The organism is Bacillus sp. S14(2024), from assembly GCF_050473785.1.
GTDB classification, from domain to species: Bacteria; Bacillota; Bacilli; order Bacillales; family Bacillaceae_G; genus Bacillus_A; species Bacillus_A yunxiaonensis.
The window spans coordinates 3545638-3568970 of the sequence record NZ_JBFLUP010000006.1; the positions used below are offsets into that span (position 1 = coordinate 3545638).

The 23333-nt window shown below is 38.9% G+C and carries 23 protein-coding genes; 8 read left to right on the forward strand and 15 right to left on the reverse strand.

Annotation, left to right across the window (positions count from 1 at the left end):
* Nucleotides 1–217: 217 nt before the first annotated feature.
* A complete protein-coding gene (locus AB1279_RS18095) occupies nt 218–724 on the forward strand; it encodes a hypothetical protein (protein WP_429760170.1) in 507 nt (168 codons plus the stop codon).
* Nucleotides 725–830: 106 nt separating this feature from the next.
* Here AB1279_RS18095 and AB1279_RS18100 read toward each other — a convergent pair whose 3' ends face one another.
* The gene (locus tag AB1279_RS18100) at nt 831–1892 is read right to left on the reverse strand and encodes a glycosyltransferase (RefSeq protein ID WP_429761466.1); all 1062 of its coding nucleotides are present in this window, start codon (nt 1890–1892) and stop codon (nt 831–833) included.
* 199 nt (nt 1893–2091) lie between these two features.
* Here AB1279_RS18100 and AB1279_RS18105 point away from each other — a divergent pair, with 199 nt between their 5' ends.
* Nucleotides 2092–4749 (forward strand): collagen-like protein, encoded by a 2658-nt coding sequence (locus tag AB1279_RS18105; protein ID WP_429760172.1) that lies wholly within the window; start codon nt 2092–2094, stop codon nt 4747–4749.
* 119 nt (nt 4750–4868) lie between these two features.
* Here the strand turns inward: AB1279_RS18105 and fabI are convergent, their stop codons facing one another.
* From fabI to AB1279_RS18150, 9 genes are all read right to left on the reverse strand, one after another.
* A complete protein-coding gene (fabI, locus tag AB1279_RS18110) occupies nt 4869–5645 on the reverse strand; it encodes an enoyl-ACP reductase FabI (RefSeq protein WP_429751370.1) in 777 nt (258 codons plus the stop codon).
* Between the two features lie 110 nt (nt 5646–5755).
* Entirely contained in the window at nt 5756–6610 is an 855-nt protein-coding gene (rfbD, locus tag AB1279_RS18115) for a dTDP-4-dehydrorhamnose reductase (RefSeq protein ID WP_429760174.1), read from the reverse strand.
* Nucleotides 6607–7593: a dTDP-glucose 4,6-dehydratase gene (gene rfbB / locus AB1279_RS18120; protein ID WP_429760175.1), complete on the reverse strand. Its 987-nt coding sequence runs from the start codon at nt 7591–7593 to the stop codon at nt 6607–6609. The genes rfbD and rfbB overlap by 4 nt, the downstream gene beginning before the upstream one ends.
* 15 nt (nt 7594–7608) lie before the next feature.
* On the reverse strand, nt 7609–8154 hold the full coding sequence (gene rfbC / locus AB1279_RS18125; protein ID WP_429760177.1) for a dTDP-4-dehydrorhamnose 3,5-epimerase: 546 nt from the start codon (nt 8152–8154) through the stop codon (nt 7609–7611).
* A gap of 8 nt (nt 8155–8162) precedes the next feature.
* Complete coding sequence (locus AB1279_RS18130; protein ID WP_429760178.1) at nt 8163–8900, reverse strand: sugar phosphate nucleotidyltransferase; 738 nt, start codon at nt 8898–8900, stop codon at nt 8163–8165.
* Between the two features lie 13 nt (nt 8901–8913).
* Nucleotides 8914–9594, reverse strand: a complete 681-nt coding sequence (locus tag AB1279_RS18135; protein ID WP_429751379.1) for a glycosyltransferase family protein — start codon at nt 9592–9594, stop codon at nt 8914–8916.
* Nucleotides 9595–9908: 314 nt separating this feature from the next.
* Entirely contained in the window at nt 9909–10592 is a 684-nt protein-coding gene (locus AB1279_RS18140) for a class I SAM-dependent methyltransferase (protein WP_429760179.1), read from the reverse strand.
* Nucleotides 10593–10636: 44 nt separating this feature from the next.
* The gene (locus tag AB1279_RS18145; protein ID WP_429760181.1) at nt 10637–11965 is read right to left on the reverse strand and encodes a glycosyltransferase; all 1329 of its coding nucleotides are present in this window, start codon (nt 11963–11965) and stop codon (nt 10637–10639) included.
* A gap of 375 nt (nt 11966–12340) precedes the next feature.
* A complete protein-coding gene (locus tag AB1279_RS18150; RefSeq protein WP_429760182.1) occupies nt 12341–13156 on the reverse strand; it encodes a TylF/MycF family methyltransferase in 816 nt (271 codons plus the stop codon).
* Between the two features lie 535 nt (nt 13157–13691).
* Between AB1279_RS18150 and AB1279_RS18155 the strand changes: the two genes are divergently transcribed.
* A complete protein-coding gene (locus AB1279_RS18155; protein WP_429760183.1) occupies nt 13692–14852 on the forward strand; it encodes an FtsW/RodA/SpoVE family cell cycle protein in 1161 nt (386 codons plus the stop codon).
* Nucleotides 14853–14929: 77 nt separating this feature from the next.
* Entirely contained in the window at nt 14930–15670 is a 741-nt protein-coding gene (gene prpE / locus AB1279_RS18160; protein ID WP_429760184.1) for a bis(5'-nucleosyl)-tetraphosphatase PrpE, read from the forward strand.
* A 15-nt stretch (nt 15671–15685) separates the two neighbouring features.
* Here prpE and AB1279_RS18165 read toward each other — a convergent pair whose 3' ends face one another.
* The 4 genes from AB1279_RS18165 to AB1279_RS18180 form a co-directional block, all read right to left on the reverse strand.
* Nucleotides 15686–16576, reverse strand: a complete 891-nt coding sequence (locus tag AB1279_RS18165) for an RluA family pseudouridine synthase (protein WP_429761467.1) — start codon at nt 16574–16576, stop codon at nt 15686–15688.
* A 160-nt stretch (nt 16577–16736) separates the two neighbouring features.
* Nucleotides 16737–17534: an NAD kinase gene (locus AB1279_RS18170; protein WP_429751390.1), complete on the reverse strand. Its 798-nt coding sequence runs from the start codon at nt 17532–17534 to the stop codon at nt 16737–16739.
* A 21-nt stretch (nt 17535–17555) separates the two neighbouring features.
* Nucleotides 17556–18191 carry a GTP pyrophosphokinase gene (locus tag AB1279_RS18175; RefSeq protein ID WP_429751392.1) on the reverse strand — a complete coding sequence of 212 codons (636 nt, stop codon included), beginning with the start codon at nt 18189–18191 and terminating at the stop codon, nt 17556–17558.
* Between the two features lie 130 nt (nt 18192–18321).
* Nucleotides 18322–18693 carry a hypothetical protein gene (locus tag AB1279_RS18180; RefSeq protein WP_429760186.1) on the reverse strand — a complete coding sequence of 124 codons (372 nt, stop codon included), beginning with the start codon at nt 18691–18693 and terminating at the stop codon, nt 18322–18324.
* 143 nt (nt 18694–18836) lie between these two features.
* Here AB1279_RS18180 and AB1279_RS18185 point away from each other — a divergent pair, with 143 nt between their 5' ends.
* The 4 genes from AB1279_RS18185 (at nt 18837) to AB1279_RS18200 (ending at nt 21427) form a co-directional block, all read left to right on the forward strand.
* Entirely contained in the window at nt 18837–19415 is a 579-nt protein-coding gene (locus AB1279_RS18185; RefSeq protein WP_429760190.1) for a CYTH domain-containing protein, read from the forward strand.
* A gap of 319 nt (nt 19416–19734) precedes the next feature.
* The gene (locus AB1279_RS18190) at nt 19735–20130 is read left to right on the forward strand and encodes a globin (RefSeq protein ID WP_253628950.1); all 396 of its coding nucleotides are present in this window, start codon (nt 19735–19737) and stop codon (nt 20128–20130) included.
* A complete protein-coding gene (locus AB1279_RS18195) occupies nt 20130–21023 on the forward strand; it encodes a ClpXP adapter SpxH family protein (RefSeq protein WP_429760192.1) in 894 nt (297 codons plus the stop codon). Before AB1279_RS18190 ends, AB1279_RS18195 begins: the two co-directional genes overlap by 1 nt.
* Before the next feature lie 230 nt (nt 21024–21253).
* Entirely contained in the window at nt 21254–21427 is a 174-nt protein-coding gene (locus AB1279_RS18200) for a hypothetical protein (protein ID WP_429760194.1), read from the forward strand.
* A 35-nt stretch (nt 21428–21462) separates the two neighbouring features.
* Here AB1279_RS18200 and pepF read toward each other — a convergent pair whose 3' ends face one another.
* Complete coding sequence (gene pepF / locus AB1279_RS18205; protein WP_429760196.1) at nt 21463–23289, reverse strand: oligoendopeptidase F; 1827 nt, start codon at nt 23287–23289, stop codon at nt 21463–21465.
* Nucleotides 23290–23333: the final 44 nt, after the last annotated feature.

The following is a 23333-nucleotide window of genomic DNA, read 5'->3' on the forward strand; positions in this document are numbered from 1 at the left end:
AAGCCAATCTTCCTCGTTTCTCTCTTAATCTTAAGGTGAGAGTCTTACTGCCCGCAAATAGCAGAATATAGTTGATGTTGTTACAATTTATGTAAATTATACACATTTTGCTACAATTAGGTCCTCTTCTTATTTTTAGTGAAATTAGTATCTTGTCTATAACGTTTCACTTATTTTTTTCATTAAATAAAATGAGAATGTACGAAGGAGTGAAAATATGGATTCTTGCGAAAATTTCTTTGCTTTGCCAGTAAAAGAATTCCCTGCCTTCGGGATTGCTTTTTCGGCAAGTGATACACCTGTTTCTGTAGGTCAACCAATTCCTTTACCAAGTAATGCTACAAATCCAATCGTATCCACCCCTGTTCTTCTTGATGTAGAAAGTACTGGGCATGGGCTTATCGTCAAAAGAACTGGTATATATCAGCTTAGCTATACATTAACAGTCTCTTTAGATAATTTTCCTGCTTCACCTGACGGCCGCGAATCTGCTACATTTTTCTTAACATTAAATGGTACAGCAGTCTCTAATTCTATCCCTAGCTCCGGAACGGCTGTACGTACAACTTTCGATGACACAGGTCTAGTTGTAGTAACAAGCAGCGTAATTTTGATTAACTTATACAAAAATGACTTAATACAAATTGTCCCTACAAATTTAGTAGACTCAGCGGACACTGTAGATGTTCGCTCTGCTACTTTAACAGTCACACAAATCGCTTAAAAACAAGGCCACCTCATATATTGTGAGATGGCCTTATTTTTGAGCAATTTACCACATATTTAACATTTATATCTATTTCTCATTATAAACTTTCTTACAAAGTAACTTATTCTTGTATATTGTCTTTGAATAGATTTCGAAAATATTCACGATTATATTTCACCGAAGGATGGTCCGGTACATGTACTGCCGCCTGTTCATTATGATAATTTGCTTTCTCATTATCCCCTAACCGGCTATAGCAAACACATAGCTGTAAATGGGGAACCCATGTATAAGATGCATAATCTATAAATCTAGTTGAATCTTGAAACGGGACAGTAATCGCCCTTTCATACCAAAAGGTTGCTTGCTTGTAATCTCCTTTTTCCATAAATATGTGACCGGCGCGACAACAAATCTCTCCTCTTGGAATGTCATATTGAAAAGAACGAAAACATGCTTGCAGTGCTTCTTCCAACTTTTGCAGTTGTTTATAGCAATCTGCTAATTTCCCACATGCATGTATACAATCTTCTACCCAACCTTCTTTCCCATCTAAAAACTGGTTATATAGTTCAATTGCTTTTTCATATTTTTGATGATCGACACATTCATTAGCATAATAAACGATATCCCTCGGTGTAAAAGTTTTCCCTTCCCTTAGTGCCTTCTCGAAAATTCGAAGATTACGATCCGTATGTTCTTTTTCTTTTTTATGCATAATCGCTATATCGCTTTTTAATATATTTCCATAAACAGCTAAATATTCATGGACAAATCCAATCCACTGGAAATTTCTCATTCGCTTTACTAAACGATTTCGAACAGAACTGTAAGTCGGTTTCCCATTTTCATCAACCGCAAGATAATACGACATTGAAACTGCATCTACATTAGAATCCAAGTTTTCCTTCAATTGTAACAACTTATCTTTTTCTGTTTCTACTAAAATATCATCAGCGTCTAGCCATAAAATATAGTCCTGTGTCGCTTTCGAAAACGCAAAATTTCGAGCAGCTGCAAAATCATCTATCCATTCGAAATCATAAATATAAGGAGTATACTCTCTAACAATCTCCTTTGTTTGATCCGTTGAACCGGTATCTACAATAATAATCTCATCAACAACCCCTCGTACTGATTCTAAACATCTAGAAATTGTCTGTTCTTCATCTTTCACAATCATACATAAGCTAATTGTAATGCTCTCTTTTACCAAAGTCCTTCCTCCTTTCCCCTTGTAGTATATGAAAAAAGAAAGGAAAATTTGCCAACTAAAATACATATAATCTAAATATAAAGTTTTAAAAATAAATAAAACAACTATATCATTTTGATTCCCTTCTGCATTTACTATATAGTGAAAAACCTTTGGAGGTGAATCAATGAAAAATGAAAAACCCGCTAATCAATTTCATTCAATAGAGTATATTGTTTCTGCTGTATTAGGTCCTACCCTGCCACCAGTCCCACCTGGTGGACATAGTGGACCTACTGGTGCAACTGGCGCTACTGGGCCTCAGGGGCCTACTGGCAACACCGGACCTCAAGGACTTCCGGGGGTTACTGGCGCTACCGGACCTCAAGGACTTCCGGGGGTTACTGGCGCTACCGGACCTCAAGGACTTCCGGGGGTTACTGGTGCTACCGGACCTCAAGGACTTCCGGGGGTTACTGGTGCTACCGGACCTCAAGGACTTCCGGGGGTTACTGGTGCTACCGGACCTCAAGGACTTCCGGGGGTTACTGGTGCTACCGGACCTCAAGGACTTCCGGGGGTTACTGGTGCTACCGGACCTCAAGGACTTCCGGGGGTTACTGGTGCTACCGGACCTCAAGGACTTCCGGGGGTTACTGGTGCTACCGGACCTCAAGGACTTCCGGGGGTTACTGGTGCTACCGGACCTCAAGGACTTCCGGGGGTTACTGGTGCTACCGGACCTCAAGGACTTCCGGGGGTTACTGGTGCTACCGGACCTCAAGGACTTCCGGGGGTTACTGGTGCTACCGGACCTCAAGGACTTCCGGGGGTTACTGGTGCTACCGGACCTCAAGGACTTCCGGGGGTTACTGGTGCTACCGGACCTCAAGGACTTCCGGGGGTTACTGGTGCTACCGGACCTCAAGGACTTCCGGGGGTTACTGGTGCTACCGGACCTCAAGGACTTCCGGGGGTTACTGGTGCTACCGGACCTCAAGGACTTCCGGGGGTTACTGGTGCTACCGGACCTCAAGGACTTCCGGGGGTTACTGGTGCTACCGGACCTCAAGGACTTCCGGGGGTTACTGGTGCTACCGGACCTACCGGCGACACTGGGGCAACAGGGGCTACTGGACCTCAAGGTATTCAAGGCGTTACTGGCGCTACCGGACCTACTGGCGACACTGGCGCTACCGGACCTCAAGGTATTCAAGGTGTTACTGGCGCTACCGGACCTCAAGGTATTCAAGGTGTTACTGGCGCTACCGGACCTACTGGCGACACTGGCGCTACGGGGGCTACTGGACCTCAAGGTATTCAAGGTGTAACTGGGGCAACCGGACCTACTGGCGACACTGGCGCTACGGGGGCTACTGGACCTCAAGGTATTCAAGGCGTTACTGGCGCTACCGGACCTACTGGCGACACTGGCGCTACCGGACCTCAAGGTATTCAAGGCGTTACCGGACCTACTGGCGACACTGGCGCTACCGGACCTCAAGGTATTCAAGGCGTTACTGGCGCTACCGGACCTACTGGCGACACTGGCGCTACGGGGGCTACTGGACCTCAAGGTATTCCTGGTGTAACTGGGGCAACCGGACCTACTGGCGACACTGGCGCTACTGGACCTCAAGGTATTCAAGGCGTTACCGGACCTACTGGCGACACTGGCGCTACTGGACCTCAAGGTATTCCTGGTGTTACAGGCGCTACTGGGGCTACTGGCGACACTGGCGCTACGGGGGCTACTGGACCTCAAGGTATTCAAGGCGTTACTGGTGCTACTGGGCCTACTGGCGACACTGGCGCTACGGGACCTCAAGGTATTCAAGGCGTTACTGGCGCTACCGGACCTACTGGCGACACTGGCGCAACGGGGCCTCAAGGTATTCAAGGTGTTACTGGCGCTACCGGACCTACTGGCGACACTGGCGCAACGGGGCCTCAAGGTATTCAAGGTGTTACTGGCGCTACCGGACCTACTGGCGACACTGGCGCTACTGGACCTCAAGGTATTCCTGGTGTTACAGGCGCTACTGGGGCTACTGGCGACACTGGCGCTACGGGGGCTACTGGACCTCAAGGTATTCAAGGCGTTACTGGTGCTACTGGGCCTACTGGCGACACTGGCGCTACGGGACCTCAAGGTATTCAAGGCGTTACTGGCGCTACCGGACCTACTGGCGACACTGGCGCAACGGGGCCTCAAGGTATTCAAGGTGTTACTGGCGCTACCGGACCTACTGGCGACACTGGCGCAACGGGGCCTCAAGGTATTCAAGGTGTTACTGGCGCTACCGGACCTACTGGCGACACTGGCGCTACGGGTGCTACTGGACCTAATGTTCTAGCTGACGGATTCTCTGCTAATCTTCCAACTTTCTCAATACCTGCAGGGGCTACAGGAGCTACACTCACAAACTGGAGTACAACATCTCCTTTTTACGGTAACGCTGCATTCAATGCTACCACTGGAGTATTTACAGTCCCTGCAACAGGCAGATATGTATTTGAGGCAACTATTAACTACTCAACACTTACTGCGCTTACTGTTTCACTCGGCCCAACTGTTAATCCGGTATTTGTTCTCCGAAGAGTCTCTCCAACTACAAATGATTTAATCAGTGGCTTATTCCCAATATTAGATGTGAACGTTGCACTAGTATTAACGCTAAGGGCCGTTCTTGGTGAAGCATCTGTAGCATTAACTGGTGATTTAGAATTAACTGCTGGAGATCAAATTGCTTTATTCTATGTGGCAAATGGATTATCAATTGCTCTTAATTTAGGTGGCATTAATAGTAATGGTATTGTTTGGTCCGTCCATCGCATCACGTAACCTACACTAGAAATCGAAAAAACATATAGTAAATTTAACTATATGTTTTTTTGATTGTAACAAAAAGCCGTTTCCATCCGATGAAATACTCGGAAAGAAACGGCTTTTATTTATCTATATTATCCTAAAATATGATATCCAGAATCCACATGAATATTCTCGCCAGTCACTCCGCTTGCTAAGTCACTGAATAAGAATAACGCTGTATTTCCTACTTCTTCTTGCGTTACGTTACGACGAAGTGGTGCGCGCTCTTCAATTTGTTTTAAGATGCTGTTGAAGTCGCCAACACCTTTTGCAGATAGTGTACGAATTGGTCCTGCAGATACTGCGTTTACGCGAATGTTATGTTTTCCTAAGTCATTTGCTAGGTATTTTACGCTCGCTTCAAGAGATGCTTTTGCAACACCCATTACGTTGTAGTTTGATACAACGCGTTCTCCGCCAAGGTACGTTAATGTAACAATGCTTCCGCCTTCTGTCATTACTTCTTTCGCTGCTCTTGCTACAGCTGTTAAAGAGAATGAACTAATATTTTGTGCTAACAAGAAACCATTACGAGATGTGTCAACAAACTCACCTTTTAAATCATCACGTTCTGCGAATGCAATACAGTGAGCTAATCCATGAATAGCGCCAACCTCTTCCTTAATTGTTTGGAAGCAGTTTGCGATATCTTCATCACTTGTTACATCACATGGCAATACAAGTGATTTTTGTCCTTCTAATGATTCTGCTAAATCACGTACATTCTTTTCTAAGCGTTCACCAGCATATGTGAAAATTAAGTTTGCACCTGCGCTATGTAATGAACGAGCAATCCCCCAAGCGATGCTTCGTTGGTTCGCAACACCCATCACGACAATATTTTTTCCTTTTACATTGAGAAGATCCATATATTTATCCCCCTATATTCATAAATTATAGTTGTTATTAGAACCTGGTACTATTTTTATATTAACATAAAATACCCTAAAGGCAAACAAAAATCACTAGCCTAAAATCACTAGTGATTGTTTGTTTCGCTAAAAAAGCGTTCTAATCCTTCTTCCCAAGATGGCATTTGTGAAAAACCATTTAATTTTAACATTTTATGCTGCAAAATTGAGTATTTGGGCCTTGGTGCTTTTGCGCCAAATTCTTCTGTTGAGATAGGTAAGATGTTTACTTTCTTATTTGCGCACGAAAAAATTTTCTCAGCAAACTCGTACCAAGAACACGCTCCGTTATTTGATACATGATACGTACCATATAATGATGTACGCATGAGTTTTTTTATAGTGGAAACTAAGTCTTTTACATAAGTAGGAGATCCTACTTGATCAGAAACAATAGATACACTCTCTTTCTCTTCACTAACCTTTAACATTGTTTTAACAAAGTTGTTTCCATATTTCCCGTAAAGCCAAGATGTACGAATAATAAAGTATTGGTTATGGAGTTTTTCCACAAATTGTTCCCCTGCATATTTTGAAAGACCATATACATTTACTGGTTTTGGTACATAAAATTCATGATAGCCTTCTATTCTAGCACCAGAAAATACATAATCTGTACTAATATATATAAGCTTTGCCCCTACATTTTGTGCCATAACCGCAATATTTCTTGTTCCAATTGCGTTTGTTAAATAAGCTAAATCCTGTTCTTCTTCTGCCTTATCTACTTTTGTATAAGCGGCACAATGTATAATGATATGTGGCTGTATCGTTTTTATTACACGCTCTACTTGTAACATATCGGTAATATTTAACGATTTTTTATCAAATGGATATGTTTCATACAATTTTGAATCCAAATCTTCTACTATTTGTTTCCCTAATTGACCATTTGCTCCAGTTATCATAACCCGCTCTTTCATCTGTGCGCCCCTTGCTTTTCTTTTAATGGTCGCCACCACTGCTCGTTTTCTTTATACCAATGAACTGTTTCTTCGATCCCCTGCTTAAACGTATACGCTGGCTTCCATCCTAATTCTTGTTTTATCTTTTTCGCATCAATTGCATAGCGGCGGTCGTGTCCTAAGCGGTCTGTAACATGATAAATATCATCTTTCCCTTTTTTCAATAACGTCAAAATCTGCTCAACAACTTCTACATTCGTTTTTTCATTATCTCCGCCAATGTTATACACTTCCCCAACCTTCCCTTTATGCAGTACGACATCAATTGCACTGCAATGGTCATTCACATGAAGCCAATCTCTTATATTCAATCCATCTCCGTATAACGGCAATTTCTTCCCTTCAAGTGCATTTGTAATCATAAGTGGAATTAATTTCTCTGGATATTGATATGGTCCATAATTATTAGAACAACGTGTAACAATAATAGGCAATTGATACGTTTTGTAATAGGATAAAGCAATCATATCTGCACTCGCCTTACTAGAAGAATACGGACTGCTCGGATCTAATGGTGTTTGTTCTGTAAATTTTCCTGCTTCTCCTAATGAGCCATACACCTCATCTGTTGAGACTTGCACCATTTTTATATGAGGATATTTTTTGATTAACTCTAATACCGTTACTGTTCCAACTATATTCGTATCATAGAAAGGAATAGGATTTGCAATGCTGCGATCCACATGTGATTCCGCTGCAAAGTTAACAATGACATCTACCTTATACTTCTGAACAACATATTCTAAAAGTTCACGATTTTGAATCGTGCCTCTCAGAAAAACATAGCGGGGATCTTGCTCAACAGAATGTAAATTCCCAAGATTACCACTATATGTTAACGCATCATAATTAATAACATGGTAATTTTCGTATACTTTCAATATATAATGAACAAAATTACTACCAATAAATCCAGCTCCGCCTGTTACTAATATATTCATAGACAACTCTCCTACTTAAAAACAATCTTTGCACTCAATAAGCGATGATAGTAGCCTATCTTTTTGTGACAAGGTAGGCTCTCTTACCGGCCATGGAATGTTCAAATCTTTATCTCTCCAATGCACACCGCTATCGTGCTCAGCGCTATAATACTCATCCACTTTATACATAACAACTGTATGTGGAACAAGCGTACAAAATCCATGAGCAAAACCTTTTGGAACAAGCAATTGCCGGCGATTTTCTTCACTTAACATATATGCCTGCCATTGTTTATACGTGGAGGATTCTTTACGTAAATCAACAATGACATCATAAATAGCGCCTTGTAGAACTTGAACTAATTTTGTTTGCGCCTTCGGTTCCTTTTGAAAATGCAAACCACGAATCGTACCTGCTTTCGCAGAAGAAGATATATTATCTTGTACAAATGAATATGTAATACCGATTTTCTCCAACGTTTCCTTATTGTAATTCTCCATAAAAAAACCTCGTTCGTCTTCAAACAAATGTGGCTCTAATAGTTTTACATCTTGAAAAGACGTATCAATCACTTTCATATACTCACCTACTCCCCGTTGAACTGCTTTCCAAAGTCTATATTTCGCGCCAACGTATTCGCTCTCTGAAGAGAAGTATGAGTTCCAGCATCCGTCCACCAGCCATTTAACGTATTGTAAGTAAGAATTCCTCTTTGTAAATACCAATTGTTCAAATCTGTAACCTCTAGCTCACCTCTTGCTGATGGCTTTAGCTGCTTAACATATGAAAAGACTTGTGCATCATACATATAAATACCTGTAACCGCATATGAACTTTTTGGTTCTTTCGGTTTTTCTTCAATTTCAATAATTTTTCCATCTTTAATAGAAGGTACGCCAAATCTTGTAGGAGTTTCTACTTCTTTTAATAATACTTTTGCACCTTGCTCTTGTTTCATATATTCTTCTACATACGGACGAAGATCATCGAAAAAAATATTGTCTCCTAGTATAACTAGCATTCGGTCCTTATTGACAAAGTGTTCACATAATCCTAAAGCCTCTGCAATCCCTCCCGCACGGTCTTGCACCCGATAAGTAAACGATACACCAAATTCTTCCCCGCTCCCTAAAAAATCGACGACAGCCCCCATATGCTCTCTCCCGGTAACTACCATAATATCTGTAATTGCACATTGTTTTAATTTATATACTGAATGATAAATCATCGGATATCGTCCAACTGGAAGGAGATGCTTATTTGTTACTTTCGTAATCGGATATAGCCTTGATCCCGTTCCTCCGGCTAAAATAATCCCCTTCATCTCAATCGCTCCCTTATGTTGGAAATGAAGTATTCACATAGTTCTGTAAGAAGATTTGCCGATATTTTTCATAGGCCAATGCATCAAATTCATCCCCATTATAATGAAGACACCATGGCCGCATTTGGTTAGAAACACCTACTACATAACCTGCTTTACGAAATTCAAGTGACTGTGAAACATCATAAAAATGAAACCCATCAAATAAATCTTCCCTCCATGGCAAATCATATTGCGTAGCCATAAATAAACCGTCTATTGCTTGAACAGGAGTAAAAAGATTCGGTTCATAAAAACCTGTTTCAAAACTTAATAATTGATAATTCTGTCTTCTGTACTCAATAACTTGCCCAGCTAATTTTTTCCCTTCCCACCATATACCATTTTCCGGCATATACTGACAGCCCGCTACTCCAATTAGTCCTAGGTTTTCATTAGATGAAAATATGGAAATAAGATTGATGAAAATATTCCGATCGATAAGAAATGTATCTTGATGCAAATACACTTTATACTTTGCTGGATATGAAATTGCTTGATTATATGCACTTGTCATACTCGTTGCATTATAGATTGGAAGTATTTGAACTTGATATTCATGTGGAACAAACACATTTTTAATTTGCCTCTCACATTGTGTAAAGAGCTCTTCGTTATTGACACAAACGACTACCAAAATCGTCTTTTCTTTCATCATGGTAATCCTTTCTTTTCTGTTTGTGAATGTAATCCTTTATAGATGCAACAAATACAGTGAAACTTCCTTTCATGAATGCTTTTTTCATGAAAGGTTATTTGAACCAATCGGGCTTTTATGGGCAGTTTTTCCTCGCGAAACACCTAAAGATACTGCCCATTTGAGCGGGATAAAGTGAAACTTCCTTTCATGAATGCTTTTTTCATGAAAGGTTAGTTGAACCAATCGGGCTCTTATGGGCAGTTTTTCTTCGCGAAACACCTAAAGATACTGCCCATTTGAGCGGGATAAAATTCATTTCTCTTCTTCATTCACACTTTCATTGCTTCAATTACATATTGATATACAATTGTCTCCGCCATAAAGTTACTTCCAATATTATATTTCTTACAAACTTCATATAAATCTTGTATGATCGGTGTATACGTATCGTAATTAACGTATACACGTTCCACTTGATGAATCGAAAAACCTGCATTTACAAACAGACGTAACATTTCTTTAAACGTAAAGAAACGAATATGTGTTTGATCCATCAATCCAGCTTTTTCGTACGTCCAATCTCCATTCAGAAGGGGAATCAATACTGAAATATGCGCAACGTTCGGTATACTTGTTAAAATAACACCGCCTTGTTTTACATACGGTTTTACTTTCTCTAAAACAGCCCACGGATCAAACAAATGCTCTAATACATCTCCAAAAATGATACAATCAAACTGTTCTTTCTCATACGGTAATTCCATTGTTTCTATATTACCCCTGATAACATGATCTAGTTTTGCTTTTGCAATCTGAGCCGCTTCTTCAAAAGCTTCAATACCTGAAACACGTATCCCCTTTTCTTTTATAGCAGCTCCTAATCCACCTCGCGAACAACCAATATCAAGAACTTCTTTCCACTCTTCTTTTATATGCTTTAATAAATAAGGATTTGCACCTTCATAATAATCATCACGTTTTTCTCGATATAAAGAGGAGTCTTCTGTTCCCATTCTATTCCCCTCCTATACATTCCACTTAAAACAAAATAATGATGTTATACATGTGAAACAATAATATTATACCCTGCTAAATGTGCATCCATTTTACCGATAAGCGAGGTGCAATAAGGCGCATATTGTTCATTCCATCTTCCTAAATCACCGGCCAGCTCTAGAATATTTGTCACTTTTAATCGCTCTTTTTCTAATAAAATCATGATTTCTTCTAGATTATAACTCTGCTCATCTTCCTCATTCTTTCCTTGAACTTGAAATCGTTGTTCAATTCGTGTGTAGTAATTAGAATTAGGAAATGACATAATCAGAACACCATCTTGATGTAATAAACGAGAGATTCCTCTTATGACAGCTAACATATGTTCACGGTACACAGGACATGAAAGTAGAATAATAGAAAACTTCTCATTTACAAAATTCGTCTCTAATTCATTTAGTTTCACATGCAGTGTCGGTGCTACATACTCAGCAATTCTCACCGCTTCTTTTTTTTCTTCAACACCAAAAAAATTTCCATTTCGATAACGACGCTTCATTTCAAGTAACGTTGCACCACATCCCGCTCCAATATGAAGAATATTCATTCCTTCTTTGTAATATATATCCGACAATTGTAATAATTCAAAACGAATGAATAAATCACTAGAAGGGAAACCCCATTTCTGCTGAAATTTCAATCCATTCGCATGCAACAAATTATAAAATACCGGAATATTTTCTTTCCAAGATACACTTCCATAATGATGTACAAATGTATCACGGCATAAATATAATTTATATCCATTTTGGCGCATCCGAAGTGATATATCATCGTCCTCATAATTGCCTGGTGTAAACTGCTCATCTAGTAAACCAATCTCATTTAAAACACTTCTCTTTATAAGCATGCAAAAGCCGATTAACTTTATTCTTTCTTCCCATTTCGTTGCATCACTTTGATTATATGCAGCAGCAAACTCTTGCATCTCTTCTAAATTTGTATAAGAAACAGGAATTGTACTGTAATAGGAAGCACTGTTCGTTACCGGTCCTACAGCTGCTGTATCAGGCTGTTCATATAAACAATTTAGTAAGTTCGTTAACCAATTTTCTGTTACAACTACATCATTGTTTAATAATAAAATGTTGTCACCTTTCGCTTTTTCAATCCCTTGGTTGCAGCCTCGCGGAAATCCAACATTCGTTTCATTCTTTACAAGAAGTATATCTGACTGCAATTGCAACCACTCTACCGTTCCATCTGTTGATGCATTATCAATAACAATTAACTCATAGCTTTCTTTTTTAGTATATTTCCTTATACTATCAATGCATTGTTTCGTGTAATGGAGTTGGTTGTGAGTTAAAATAACAATACTCGTTAACATAAAACCCCCCTCCCTTCCCCTCGCATACTATTTCTCCCGCTATTCGTGCCCCACCTCAAGATTTGGTGAAGGTATTGTCCAGCTCCAGTGACTAGAATGTTCGGTGGCTTCGCTTCTTCCTACGAGGTAAAAAACACCTCTACGTCAGAAGCTCCATCCCCCTCGGACGAGGCAAAAAGCACCTCTCTGCCTTGTGCGAGGGCGTCCTGCGATTCTGGGCGAGCCGCTTCCGCTTTTCTACAGAAGATAGGTGTGGGGATAACTGCTGGCATGCGCCCGATTGGTGAGAGCTTTCCATCAGTGGGGGATGAAGCGCCCCACTGATGGAAGTTTCAATTTATACATGTTATGACTTAGCAACGAATGATCCGAAGTTTACGACGTTCTCTTTCTCCAGTACACTCCATAATGATCAATTTTAATAAGTGGTTCCGTAATATTTCTCTCTTTTCGAAAATCTGTAACTGCCGCTTCACATGTTGGCAAAGCATAATCATCAATAATAATGAAGCCACCTTCTGTTACTTTATCGTACAAATTTGTTAAACTATCCATTGTCGATTCATAAAGGTCACCATCTAGCCGGGCAATCGCAAGTTTTTCAATAGGTGCAGTTGGCAATGTATCTTTAAACCAACCTTGCAAAAATCGAACTTGTATATCAAGCAAATCATATTTCCTGAAATTTTCTTGTACTTGTTCTAATGAAACACGTAAATAATCAAACGTATACAAAGTGTCTCCTGCATCACGCGGATACTTCTCAACATCGGGCTTTGGCAATCCTTCGAACGAATCTGCCACCCATACTTTTCGATCCGTTATACCATATGCTTTTAAAAAACCACGCATAAAGATACACGATCCACCGCGCCATACACCTGTTTCAATAAAATCCCCTTGGATATCTTCTTTAACAACAGTCTCCATTGCTAATTGTAATTGGTTCATTCGCATGCGACCAATCATACTGTGCGCAATGGCCGGCCAATCTAACCCTTGCAAACGCGATTCACGATTAGGTTTGACTTCTTGTATAAGCTTTAAATTATTGTATTGAATATATTCCTTTACATATTGTGGAACTGAAGTAGTAACAGGTAAATATACTTCATGCTCTTGCCAAATTTCGAACAAAATTGCTTTTTTTAACAATTCAAGGTACAGCTCTATCCCTCGTTCTGCTTGCATTTTCTCTCCTCCCCCTTAAATATCGTACAATTTCCAGTAGTGGAGGCTTCCTTCTTTCCGAACCATAAATAAATTAAAATTTAAGCGACAATTCCCTTTATTTTTCTCCTTTAAAGATAGCATTTATAAAGATCACATTGCCCCAAATTTATAATTCAAGTTTGATAAAATAAACTTAAAGAAATCTTATGTTTTTCAAGTTTACTTTATGATTATCAATTAATATGTTATTTCTGTTTATATATGTATACAGATTAACCGCACAAGATGAAACTTCCATCAGTAGGCGCTTTTCCCTACTAATGGAAAGCCCGCCCAATCGGGCTCTAATGGACAGTTTTTCATCGTGAAACACCAAGGAGACTACCCATTAGAACGGACTTTTACGGAAAAAATTTTTATGTTATAACAGTCCACACATCTGACATTTCTAACCAAAATCTAAACAACATATTTGCAAACAACCAAAAATCCGCTAAGATGGTAATAGTGTCTTTTTTTAATAACAATGAGCAATAGAAAGGAATACAGTACGGTGAAAGATAAAAGTTCTCGATATCAAATAGATTACGTCTTAATACTAATTGTACTTGCAATCGCTACAGTAAGTTGCTTAGCCATCGCAATGGCACAGCCGTCCTTGCCACCAAATTTACAAAAGGTTAACTTCGTTGCACAGCAAGTTAAATGGTATGTAATTGGCGCGATTGCAATTGCTGCGATTATGGTGGTCGACTTTGATCGATACAAACAAATTTCCTGGTATTTATACGGGGTTGCAATGGTTCTTCTTCTTGGGCTTGAGCTTCATTTTCCAGGTGCGGTAACAATTAAAGGGGCAACAGCTTGGTACGCACTTCCGGGTCTTGGTAATTTCCAACCTTCAGAAATCATGAAACTCTTTTTAATTCTTGTAATTGGGCGTATTATCGTAAACCATAATGAAAAATATGTAATTCGAACGCCGCGAGAAGATTTAATCTTACTCGGAAAAATATTTGCAGCAAGTTTACCACCATTACTGTTAATTGCAAAAGAACCCGATTTAGGAAATTCGATGGTAATTTCAGCAATGCTTGCCGCAATGATTCTAGTATCTGGCATTCGCTGGCGTTTTATTTTAAGTTTAGCTGGTATTGTCACTGCCGTTGGTGCACTACTTGTGTATATTTACTTTGCACACACAGCATTTTTTAAAGCACATATTTTAAAAGAGTATCAACTAGATCGTTTCTATGGTTGGTTAGCACCTTATGAATACCAAACACAAGGTTATCAGTTAACCCAGGCTCTTTTAGCGACTGGATCAGGCGAGTTATACGGAAAAGGTTGGGACGGTGGACAAGTATACTTCCCTGAACCTCATACCGATTTTATTTTTACAAATATCGCTGAGAAATTCGGATTCTTGGGAGGAAGCGTCGTCATTTCACTTTACTTCCTACTGATTTATCGTATGATTCACATTGCATTAGAAAGTAATGATCCATACGGAAGTTACATATGTGCGGGAACCATAGGAATGTTTACATTCCAGGTGTTCCAAAATGTTGGGATGACAATCGGGCTACTTCCTATTACCGGGATTACATTACCGCTTTTAAGTTACGGTGGTAGTTCCTTGCTCACCTATATGATTGCGATTGGCTTCATTCTGAATATCCAGTCACGAACGAAAAAATTTATGTTTGATTAAACCATATCCTAGTGGATATGGTTTTTTTCTTGCCTTTGTAGCGGTATACTAATCAAAAAAAGAGTAGGTGATCCAATATGAAGTATGATGTTATCGGAGATATTCATGGCTGTTTAGAGGAGTTTCAAACATTAACAAAACAACTTGGCTATAAATGGGATAGCGGGTTACCTGTTCATCCACAAAAACGGCAACTTGCTTTCGTAGGGGATATTACAGACCGCGGCTCTCATTCTCTTCGCATGATTGAAATTGTGTGGGACCTTGTCTTACATAAAAAAGAAGCATATTATGCCCCTGGTAATCATTGTAACAAATTATATCGTTACTTCCTTGGACGCAAAGTGCAAGTGGCGCATGGCTTAGAAACAACCGTCGCTGAATACGAAGCATTACCTGTACGTGAGCAAAAAATCGTACAGAAAAAATTTATTGATCTTTACGAACAGTCACCTCTTTATCACGTACTGGATGACGGAAAACTCGTTGTTTGTCACGCTGGTATTCGCCAAGATTATATCGGCAGAAGTGATAAAAAAGTACAAACTTTCGTCTTATATGGGGATATTACAGGCGAAAAGCATCCTGACGGTTCTCCTGTCCGCCGTGATTGGGCGAAACATTATACTGGAGATGCTTGGATTGTATATGGACATACACCTGTACAAGAACCCAGATTCGTCAATCATACTGTGAATATCGATACTGGATCAGTATTTGGCGGAAAATTAACAGGACTTCGTTATCCAGAAATGGAAACAGTTTCCGTTCCTTCTTCGCTGCCGTTTGTGCCGGAGAAATTTCGTTCTATTGACTGAAAAAAGCTGATGGAATCATGATTCCATCAGCTTTCTCATATCTTCCGGCAACTCCGCATGAAATGTAAGCTGCTTTTCTAATATAGGATGATAAAACGTCAAATTTGTACTATGTAAAGCTTGCCGTCCTATTTCATCCGTTTTCCCGCCATACAAATCATCACCAAGTAACGCATGACCAAGATGCGCCATATGTACTCTAATTTGATGCGTCCGCCCTGTTTCTAATTGAAGTGACACATGCGTCTTATCTTTCCATCTCTTTTGCACATGGAAGTGAGTAACTGCTCGCTGCCCATCTTCACGGACCATGCGCTCAATAATACTATCATCTTTTCGTGCAATGGGAGCATCAATTGTTCCACTGTCCTCTATTATCGTTCCATGAACAATCGCTTCGTATGTTCTTTGCACTTGTTTTTGCTGATGCTGCTTTGATAGCAAATGGTGAATAAAACGATTTTTTGCAATTAGCATTAAACCAGATGTATCTCTGTCAAGCCTTGTTACAATATGTACTGTACTTGAAAGATTTTGCTGATCATAGTAGTGCAAAAGAGCATTCGCTACACTCCCACTTGGATGTTCTCTTGATGGGATTGTTGACATGTACGGCTGCTTATTAATAACAAGAACAGAATCATCTTCATACACAACTGAAAGAGGAATATTCTCGCTTAGCATCCCTTCACTTCTTTGCTCAGGCGGAAAGCATACCGCTAACTTCTCTCCCTCTTGCAAAGCATGACGTACATTTACAGGATGTCCATTCACTTCAATCGCTCCGCCATGAAACTTTATATCTGTTAACGCTGCTTTAGAAATACCTTTCGCTTTTAAAAATTCTCGAATAAGCATTCCTTCATCTGTTTTTGTTATACACCAAGTTAAAGTAAACCTTCTCAACTGCATAACTCTATTCTATTCCTCTCTAACATTGTCTGAGATTAGCTCAGCTCTAACGGACGGTACTTTCATGTATTTCACGATGCAAAACCGCCCGTATGAGCCCGATTGGCTCAACTAACTAGCAGCGGAAAAAACACCCGCTGCTAGAAGTTTCGCTTTATTGATCTGCGACAAAGGAATCACGCACCCGTTTCCAAAATGGAAATGGACGAAATCTCACAAACCGAACCCTTTGATTTGCCACCCGGTATTGAATCGATTTAACATCTTGATGAACCATCGTCAAATGATCAATTGTAATTTGCAAGTTCATTCCAGTAGTTGGTTTTAAGACACACGTATGATGCTTCGGTAATACGAGCGGAGATCCAACTGTACGGAAAACTCGATTGTTAATAGACGCCATTTCCGTAATTTGAATGGCCTCTAAAGACGGATGAATAATCGCCCCGCCTAGTGCTTTATTATACGCCGTACTCCCAGAAGGCGTTGAAATACAAAGACCATCTCCGCGAAATGTCTCAAAGTATTCACCGCGAATTTCTACATCCATAACAAGCGTTCCTTCATTGCTTTTTACCGTTGCCTCATTTAGTGCTAAAAATTGTGATTCTTTACTCCCATTCATGTAACGAATAATGACCTCTAATAATGGATATTCAACAACTTGAAAAGGCGTTTTCGCAATCGCAATGACAAGCTTCTCAACTTCTGTTGGTAACCAATCTGCATAAAATCCTAAATGCCCAGTATGTACACCGACAAATGCTGTTTTGTCTAACCGATTCTGGTAGCGATGAAACGCATGCAGCAATGTTCCATCTCCTCCAACAGAAATTACAATATCTGGCTCTTCTTCATCCATTGTAAATTCAAAATTGCATAAGTACTCTGTCATTGTACTTGTAAGCGCATTTGATGATTGATCTCCCTTTGACATAATTGCAAATTTCATCGCCCAACACCCTTTAGCTTATTATTCTGTTTCTTTCGCCTCTTGCTTGCGCGAAAAAATCTTTTGTGCTTCTTTAATTTCAAGACGAATCGAAGACATTTCTTCGTCTAATAGATAAGCTGCTTCAGCTGCGCGCTGCAAACGCACTTTAATATCTTCTGGAAAGCGCCCACGATATTTATAATTTAAAGAATGCTCAATTGTTGCCCAAAAATTCATTGCTAACGTTCGAATTTGAATTTCAACTAACACTTTTTTCTCCCCACGAATCGTTTGCACAGGATAACTAATGACAACGTGATAGGAACGATATCCACTTTCTTTCTTTTGCGTCACATAATCGCGTTCTTCCACAATTTCAAAATCGTTACGCTTTCGTAAATACTCTACAACCGGCTTAATATCATCAACAAATTGGCACATCATACGAAGCCCAGCAATATCTTGCATCTCTTCTTGCAAACGGTCAAGTGGAATATTGCGTTTTTCTGCTTTATCAATAATACTTGCGAAGGATTTGACTCTACCTGTTACAAACTCAATGGGCGAATGTTCAGACAACATTTCAAACTGAGAACGCATTCCTTTTAATTTTACCTTCAACTCTCCTACAGCTTGATGATAGGGAGCTAAAAATTCTTCCCAATTTCGATTCAATGTAACCACCACCAAAACAAATCAGTTTCTTTTATCTCGCTCCAACGGACGGAAGATACCTGTCCGTTGGAGCCCGATTAGTGAAAGCTTTCCATCAGTGGGAAAAACGCCTACTGATGGAAGTTTCACTTTACAGAAACATTTTTTCTACTGTATTTACGAGTTCCTCACCGTAATTCGCATTTCCTTCAATATTTCCTATTAAATATTCCAATTCTTCTTTCATTTGTTCTAATTCAATTTCAACGTCATGAATACGAACAAACATTGTTTCATCGTTCTTCATTGCATTTTTTAATTCTTCCCAGCACGTATGCGGGATACTCACGTAAATGAATGATGTTTCATTCTCTAAAATATATAAAAATGATAAATTGTCTGAATCTACAAGTACGTGACTACGCGCCTTTAAACCCTCTACACGTAGATCCGTATTTTCTGCACAAAAAATAAGAGCATCTTCTCTTTTTTCTACGCTCTTAACTTGAATTTTATTTTGCATGCTTTAACTCCTCCATATCCTACTTCCTGTCATAATCAACACTTTTATTGTAACATAACATACAACGAAACAAATAAAACATTGAATGAAATTTAGGAAAAAGCGATAATGAGTAACAGATATTTCACAAAAGGAGAGCGCATATGCAACAAGAAATTGAAATTGAATTTAAAAACATGGTCACAAAAGAAGAATTCCATTCTTTATGTCATGCATTTTGTATTACAGCATTCGCAAAACAAGTAAATCATTATTTCGAGACGCCTACATTTTCATTAAAAAATGCTGGCTCTGCACTTCGTATTCGTTGTAAAAATAATACTTATACACTTACACTAAAACAACCGGCAGAGATTGGATTGTTAGAGACGCATCAAACTTTAACAGAAGAAGAAGCTAACATAATGATTGAAACAAATAAGCTAATCAAGGGAGCTGTTTCTAAGCAATTAGAAACCCTACAAATTCCTGTTTCCTCATTACAATACATGGGAAGCTTAACAACAGAGCGAGCAGAAACAACCTTTGAAGGCGGGATACTCGTGTTTGATCATAGTTTCTATTACGAACATGATGATTATGAACTTGAATATGAAGTAAGCGATGAACAGGCTGGACAAGCAGCATTTGCTTCTTTATTAAAAGAACATAATATTCCTATCAGACACACAAAAAACAAAGTACAACGCTTTTTTCTTGCCAAAGGCCAAAAAGAACAATAAACTAGCAAAGGGTTGATTAAGAGCTATTTATTTGCTCTTCGTGACAATCCGTTGCTACAATAAAGTGAAACTTCCTTTCATGAACGTTTTTTTCATGAAAGGTTAGTTGAACCAATCGAGCTCTTACAGAGGATTTTGCATCGTGAAACACCTAAAAGTACTGCCCATTCGAGCGGGATAAAGTTAAACTTCTATCAGTGGACGCTTTTTCCCACTGATAGAAAGCTCTTACAGAGAGTTTTGCATCGTGAAATACATGAAGATACTGCCCACAAGTAGCGGGATAGATATACATTTGATGGAAAAAGGAGTTACAAGGATGAACAAGCAACCAACGACACCATTTGAAGCAATTGGCGGTGAACAAGGCATTGCAAAATTAGTCGATACATTTTATTCCTATGTCAGTAAACACCCTGACTTATCTCCCATCTTCCCAGACGATTTAACGGAAACTGCTAGGAAGCAAAAACAATTTTTAACACAATATTTAGGAGGACCAAACCTTTATACAGAAGAGCATGGTCACCCAATGTTACGCGCTCGTCATCTGCCGTTCGAAATTACACCAAAGCGAGCAAAAGCTTGGCTCTCGTGCATGGAACAAGCAATGGATGATACGAATGTACACGGACCGATTCGTGATTTTGTATTTGAACGTTTGACGTTAACGGCGCAGCATATGGTCAATACTCCCGAAACAGGTGAAGCTTAATGGAAAAACAGGAAGCAAAATATAGTGCATCAATCCCGCCTTCCAAATGTGAGCCTAAGTCTGTAGAAGCATATTTATTTATTGATCCACTTTGCAAAGATTGTTGGGATATCGAGCCATTAGTGATCAAACTATGGCTTGAATATGGAAAATATTTCTCACTCCGTCACATTGTTACCGGTAAAGTAGAAGGGGCCACTTCCCCATCACACAAATGGAATAAACCTGCTAATATTCGATTTGTGTGGGAAAAAACAACGAGTTTACACGGATTTTCTTGCGACGGAAAAGTATACATGCACGGGGCTTCATCAACTCCGTATATAACTTCGCTGGCCATTAAAGCGGCAGAATTACAAGGTCGAAAAGCAGGTTCGAAATTTTTACGAAAACTTCAAGAATACATTTTGCTTGAAGATATATCAAAGCCAGATATGGATACGCTGCTTATATGTGCGAAACAAAGCGGAATTGATACGAAAGAATTTAAACAGGATTTACACTCTATTAGTGCTGCAAAAGCATTTCAATGTGATTTGAAATTTACAAATGAAATGCACATTACAGAGATCCCTTCTCTCGTTTTCTTCCATGCGAATTCAAATGAAGAAGGAATTAAAATTGCTGGTATTTATTCTTACGATGTATATGTACAAGTATTAAAAGAAATTGTGAAAGAAGAAATTGAACCACAACCACTTCCCTCTCTAGAGGTATTACTAGAGCATGTACAGTTTATGTCAACAAATGAAATTGCTTTTATTTATAACTACTCTCAAAATGAAATAGAACGAGAAATGAAAAAATTGCTATTGAAAAGAAAAGTACGCATGATTGAGACAAAACGAGAGCGCTATTGGAAATGGATTACAAAAGAAAACGACCTGGTGTAAAACACCAGGTCGTTTTCTTTACGGCTTATAAAAATATTAAAGGGGATGGGAGAAATTTCACGTTCAAACAAAGGGGTATATGTTTGTATGTGAATTCGTTCACGTTTATTATATTACAAGATTAGACGTCAGATGACAACCCTTTTTGTCGAATTTCACATTTTTGTCACATTCTAAACGTTTTCATTTTTGAATACAATATATAGAGAGTATTTGTAGGAGGGGTTCCATTGAAAAAGTCCTATTTTTTATTATTCATTTGTATCATTGTCCTCTTCTTTTGTTTATACGTTCTATCATTGTTACAAGTATTTCCACTCATTTTATCACTTCCCCTTTTATTTGGGGCAATCGTATTGGCTGTATCATACTTCAATACCCAAAAGCGATTTAAAGGATTTTAAACAAAAACGAGAGTCATACGACTCTCGTTTTTGTTCTACTTCTCTTCAAATAGAAGTGCTTCTAATTCATTTAATTTCTCTTCAAACACTTGCATTGCTTCTTTTACAGGCTCTGATGATGTCATATCAACACCAGCTTTTTTCAATACTTCAATCGGATAATCAGAGCTTCCTGCTTTCAAGAACTCATTAATGTAACGTTCTACAGCTGGCTTACCTTCTTCTAGAATTTGTTTTGATAAAGCAGTCGCTGCACTAAAGCCCGTTGCATATTGATATACATAATAGTTGTAATAGAAATGCGGAATACGGGACCACTCTAAACCAATTTCTTTATCGATAACTAAACTATCACCAAAATACTTTTTATTTAGCTCATAGTAAATTTCCGTTAACATATCCGGCGTTGCTGCATGACCTTCTTGCACTTTCTGATGAATAACGTGCTCAAACTCAGCGAACATTGTTTGACGGAATACTGTACCACGGAAACCTTCTAAATAATGATTTAATAAGTATAGACGCTTCTTCTTATCATCTGTCGTTTTTAATAAATAATCATTTAGAAGTGCTTCATTACATGTAGACGCTACCTCCGCAACGAAAATTGAATAATCACCATACACATAAGGCTGCGTTTTTCTTGTATAGTAACTATGCACAGAATGACCAAACTCATGCGCCAGCGTAAATAAATTATTTACATTATCATGCCAGTTCATTAATACATATGGATTTGTTCCATATGCACCAGATGAATAAGCACCGCTTCGCTTTCCTTTATTTTCATATACATCTACCCAGCGATTTTCGTAAGCTTCTTTTAAAATATCAACATACTCTTCTCCAAGTACATCTAATGATTGTAATAATATATCTTGCGCTTCTTTATATGTTACGTTCATTTTCACTTCTGGTACGAGCGGTGTATATAAATCGTACATGTGCAATTCTTCTAATCCAAGTGCTCGTTTACGAATATCAATGTAACGATGCAATAAATGTAAGTTTTCATTTACTGTTTCCACAAGCTGATCATAAACAGACTCAGGAATATTATTATTGCTCAGTGCAGCTTGGCGAGCAGAATCATACTTACGAACATTCCCATAAAAATTATTTCGTTTAATTGCACCATTTAATGTGCTTGCAAATGTATTCTTATATTTTCCATACGTTTCATATACAGCATGAAACGCATCATGGCGAACACGACGATCATCGCTTTCTAAAAATTGAATGTAACGACCATGAGTCACTTCTACCTCTTCCCCATTTTCATCTTGAATAGATGGAAACTTTAGATCGGCATTATTTAATGTACCAAATGTATTACTAGATGCACTCATAACTTCAGAAGCCTGAGCTAACAATGCTTCTTCCGCTTCTGATAATACGTGAGGACGCTGACGTGTAATTTCCTCTAGTGCATGCTCATACACTTTTAATTCTTTATTTTCTTGTAAAAATGATTGTAACGTCTCTTCTGAAATCGTTAAAATTTCTGGAACAATGTATGCCATACTACTTGATGCTTGCGAATACAAACTTTTCGCCCGATCATTTAACGCTTGATAAGATGAATTTGTTGTATCTTGATCGTAACGCATATGTGCGTATGTATACAATTTACCAAGACGCATCGATACTTCATCTTCATATTGTAGCACTTCTAACAGTGCATTCGCTGATTCTCCAAGCTTTCCTTTAAATTCCGTCAGTTTTGGCAGTAACTCTTTTATCGCTTGAAATTCCGTTTCCCACTCTGCATCCGTTTGGAAAATATCTTCTAAACGCCACGTATTTTCTACTTCAATTTCACTACGTGCTGGCAACGCTCTTACTGTTTTTTGTTCAGCCATGTGTAAGCCCTCCTTATTCATATCTCCTAGTACAATTCGATTCT

Coding starts and splice junctions, on each gene's coding strand:
- AB1279_RS18105 (WP_429760172.1), top strand. CDS start 2,092: ATGAAAAATGAAAAACCCGCTAATCAATTTCATTCAATAGAGTATATT.
- AB1279_RS18130 (WP_429760178.1), bottom strand. CDS start 8,900: ATGAAGGGGATTATTTTAGCCGGAGGAACGGGATCAAGGCTATATCCG.
- rfbB (WP_429760175.1), bottom strand. CDS start 7,593: ATGAATATATTAGTAACAGGCGGAGCTGGATTTATTGGTAGTAATTTT.
- AB1279_RS18145 (WP_429760181.1), bottom strand. CDS start 11,965: ATGTTAACGAGTATTGTTATTTTAACTCACAACCAACTCCATTACACG.
- fabI (WP_429751370.1), bottom strand. CDS start 5,645: ATGGATCTTCTCAATGTAAAAGGAAAAAATATTGTCGTGATGGGTGTT.
- AB1279_RS18195 (WP_429760192.1), top strand. CDS start 20,130: ATGGAAAAACAGGAAGCAAAATATAGTGCATCAATCCCGCCTTCCAAA.
- AB1279_RS18150 (WP_429760182.1), bottom strand. CDS start 13,156: ATGCAAGCAGAACGAGGGATAGAGCTGTACCTTGAATTGTTAAAAAAA.
- prpE (WP_429760184.1), top strand. CDS start 14,930: ATGAAGTATGATGTTATCGGAGATATTCATGGCTGTTTAGAGGAGTTT.
- AB1279_RS18095 (WP_429760170.1), top strand. CDS start 218: ATGGATTCTTGCGAAAATTTCTTTGCTTTGCCAGTAAAAGAATTCCCT.
- rfbC (WP_429760177.1), bottom strand. CDS start 8,154: ATGAAAGTGATTGATACGTCTTTTCAAGATGTAAAACTATTAGAGCCA.
- rfbD (WP_429760174.1), bottom strand. CDS start 6,610: ATGAAAGAGCGGGTTATGATAACTGGAGCAAATGGTCAATTAGGGAAA.
- AB1279_RS18180 (WP_429760186.1), bottom strand. CDS start 18,693: ATGCAAAATAAAATTCAAGTTAAGAGCGTAGAAAAAAGAGAAGATGCT.
- pepF (WP_429760196.1), bottom strand. CDS start 23,289: ATGGCTGAACAAAAAACAGTAAGAGCGTTGCCAGCACGTAGTGAAATT.
- AB1279_RS18190 (WP_253628950.1), top strand. CDS start 19,735: ATGAACAAGCAACCAACGACACCATTTGAAGCAATTGGCGGTGAACAA.
- AB1279_RS18135 (WP_429751379.1), bottom strand. CDS start 9,594: ATGAAAGAAAAGACGATTTTGGTAGTCGTTTGTGTCAATAACGAAGAG.
- AB1279_RS18140 (WP_429760179.1), bottom strand. CDS start 10,592: ATGGGAACAGAAGACTCCTCTTTATATCGAGAAAAACGTGATGATTAT.
- AB1279_RS18170 (WP_429751390.1), bottom strand. CDS start 17,534: ATGAAATTTGCAATTATGTCAAAGGGAGATCAATCATCAAATGCGCTT.
- AB1279_RS18100 (WP_429761466.1), bottom strand. CDS start 1,892: ATGATTGTGAAAGATGAAGAACAGACAATTTCTAGATGTTTAGAATCA.
- AB1279_RS18185 (WP_429760190.1), top strand. CDS start 18,837: ATGCAACAAGAAATTGAAATTGAATTTAAAAACATGGTCACAAAAGAA.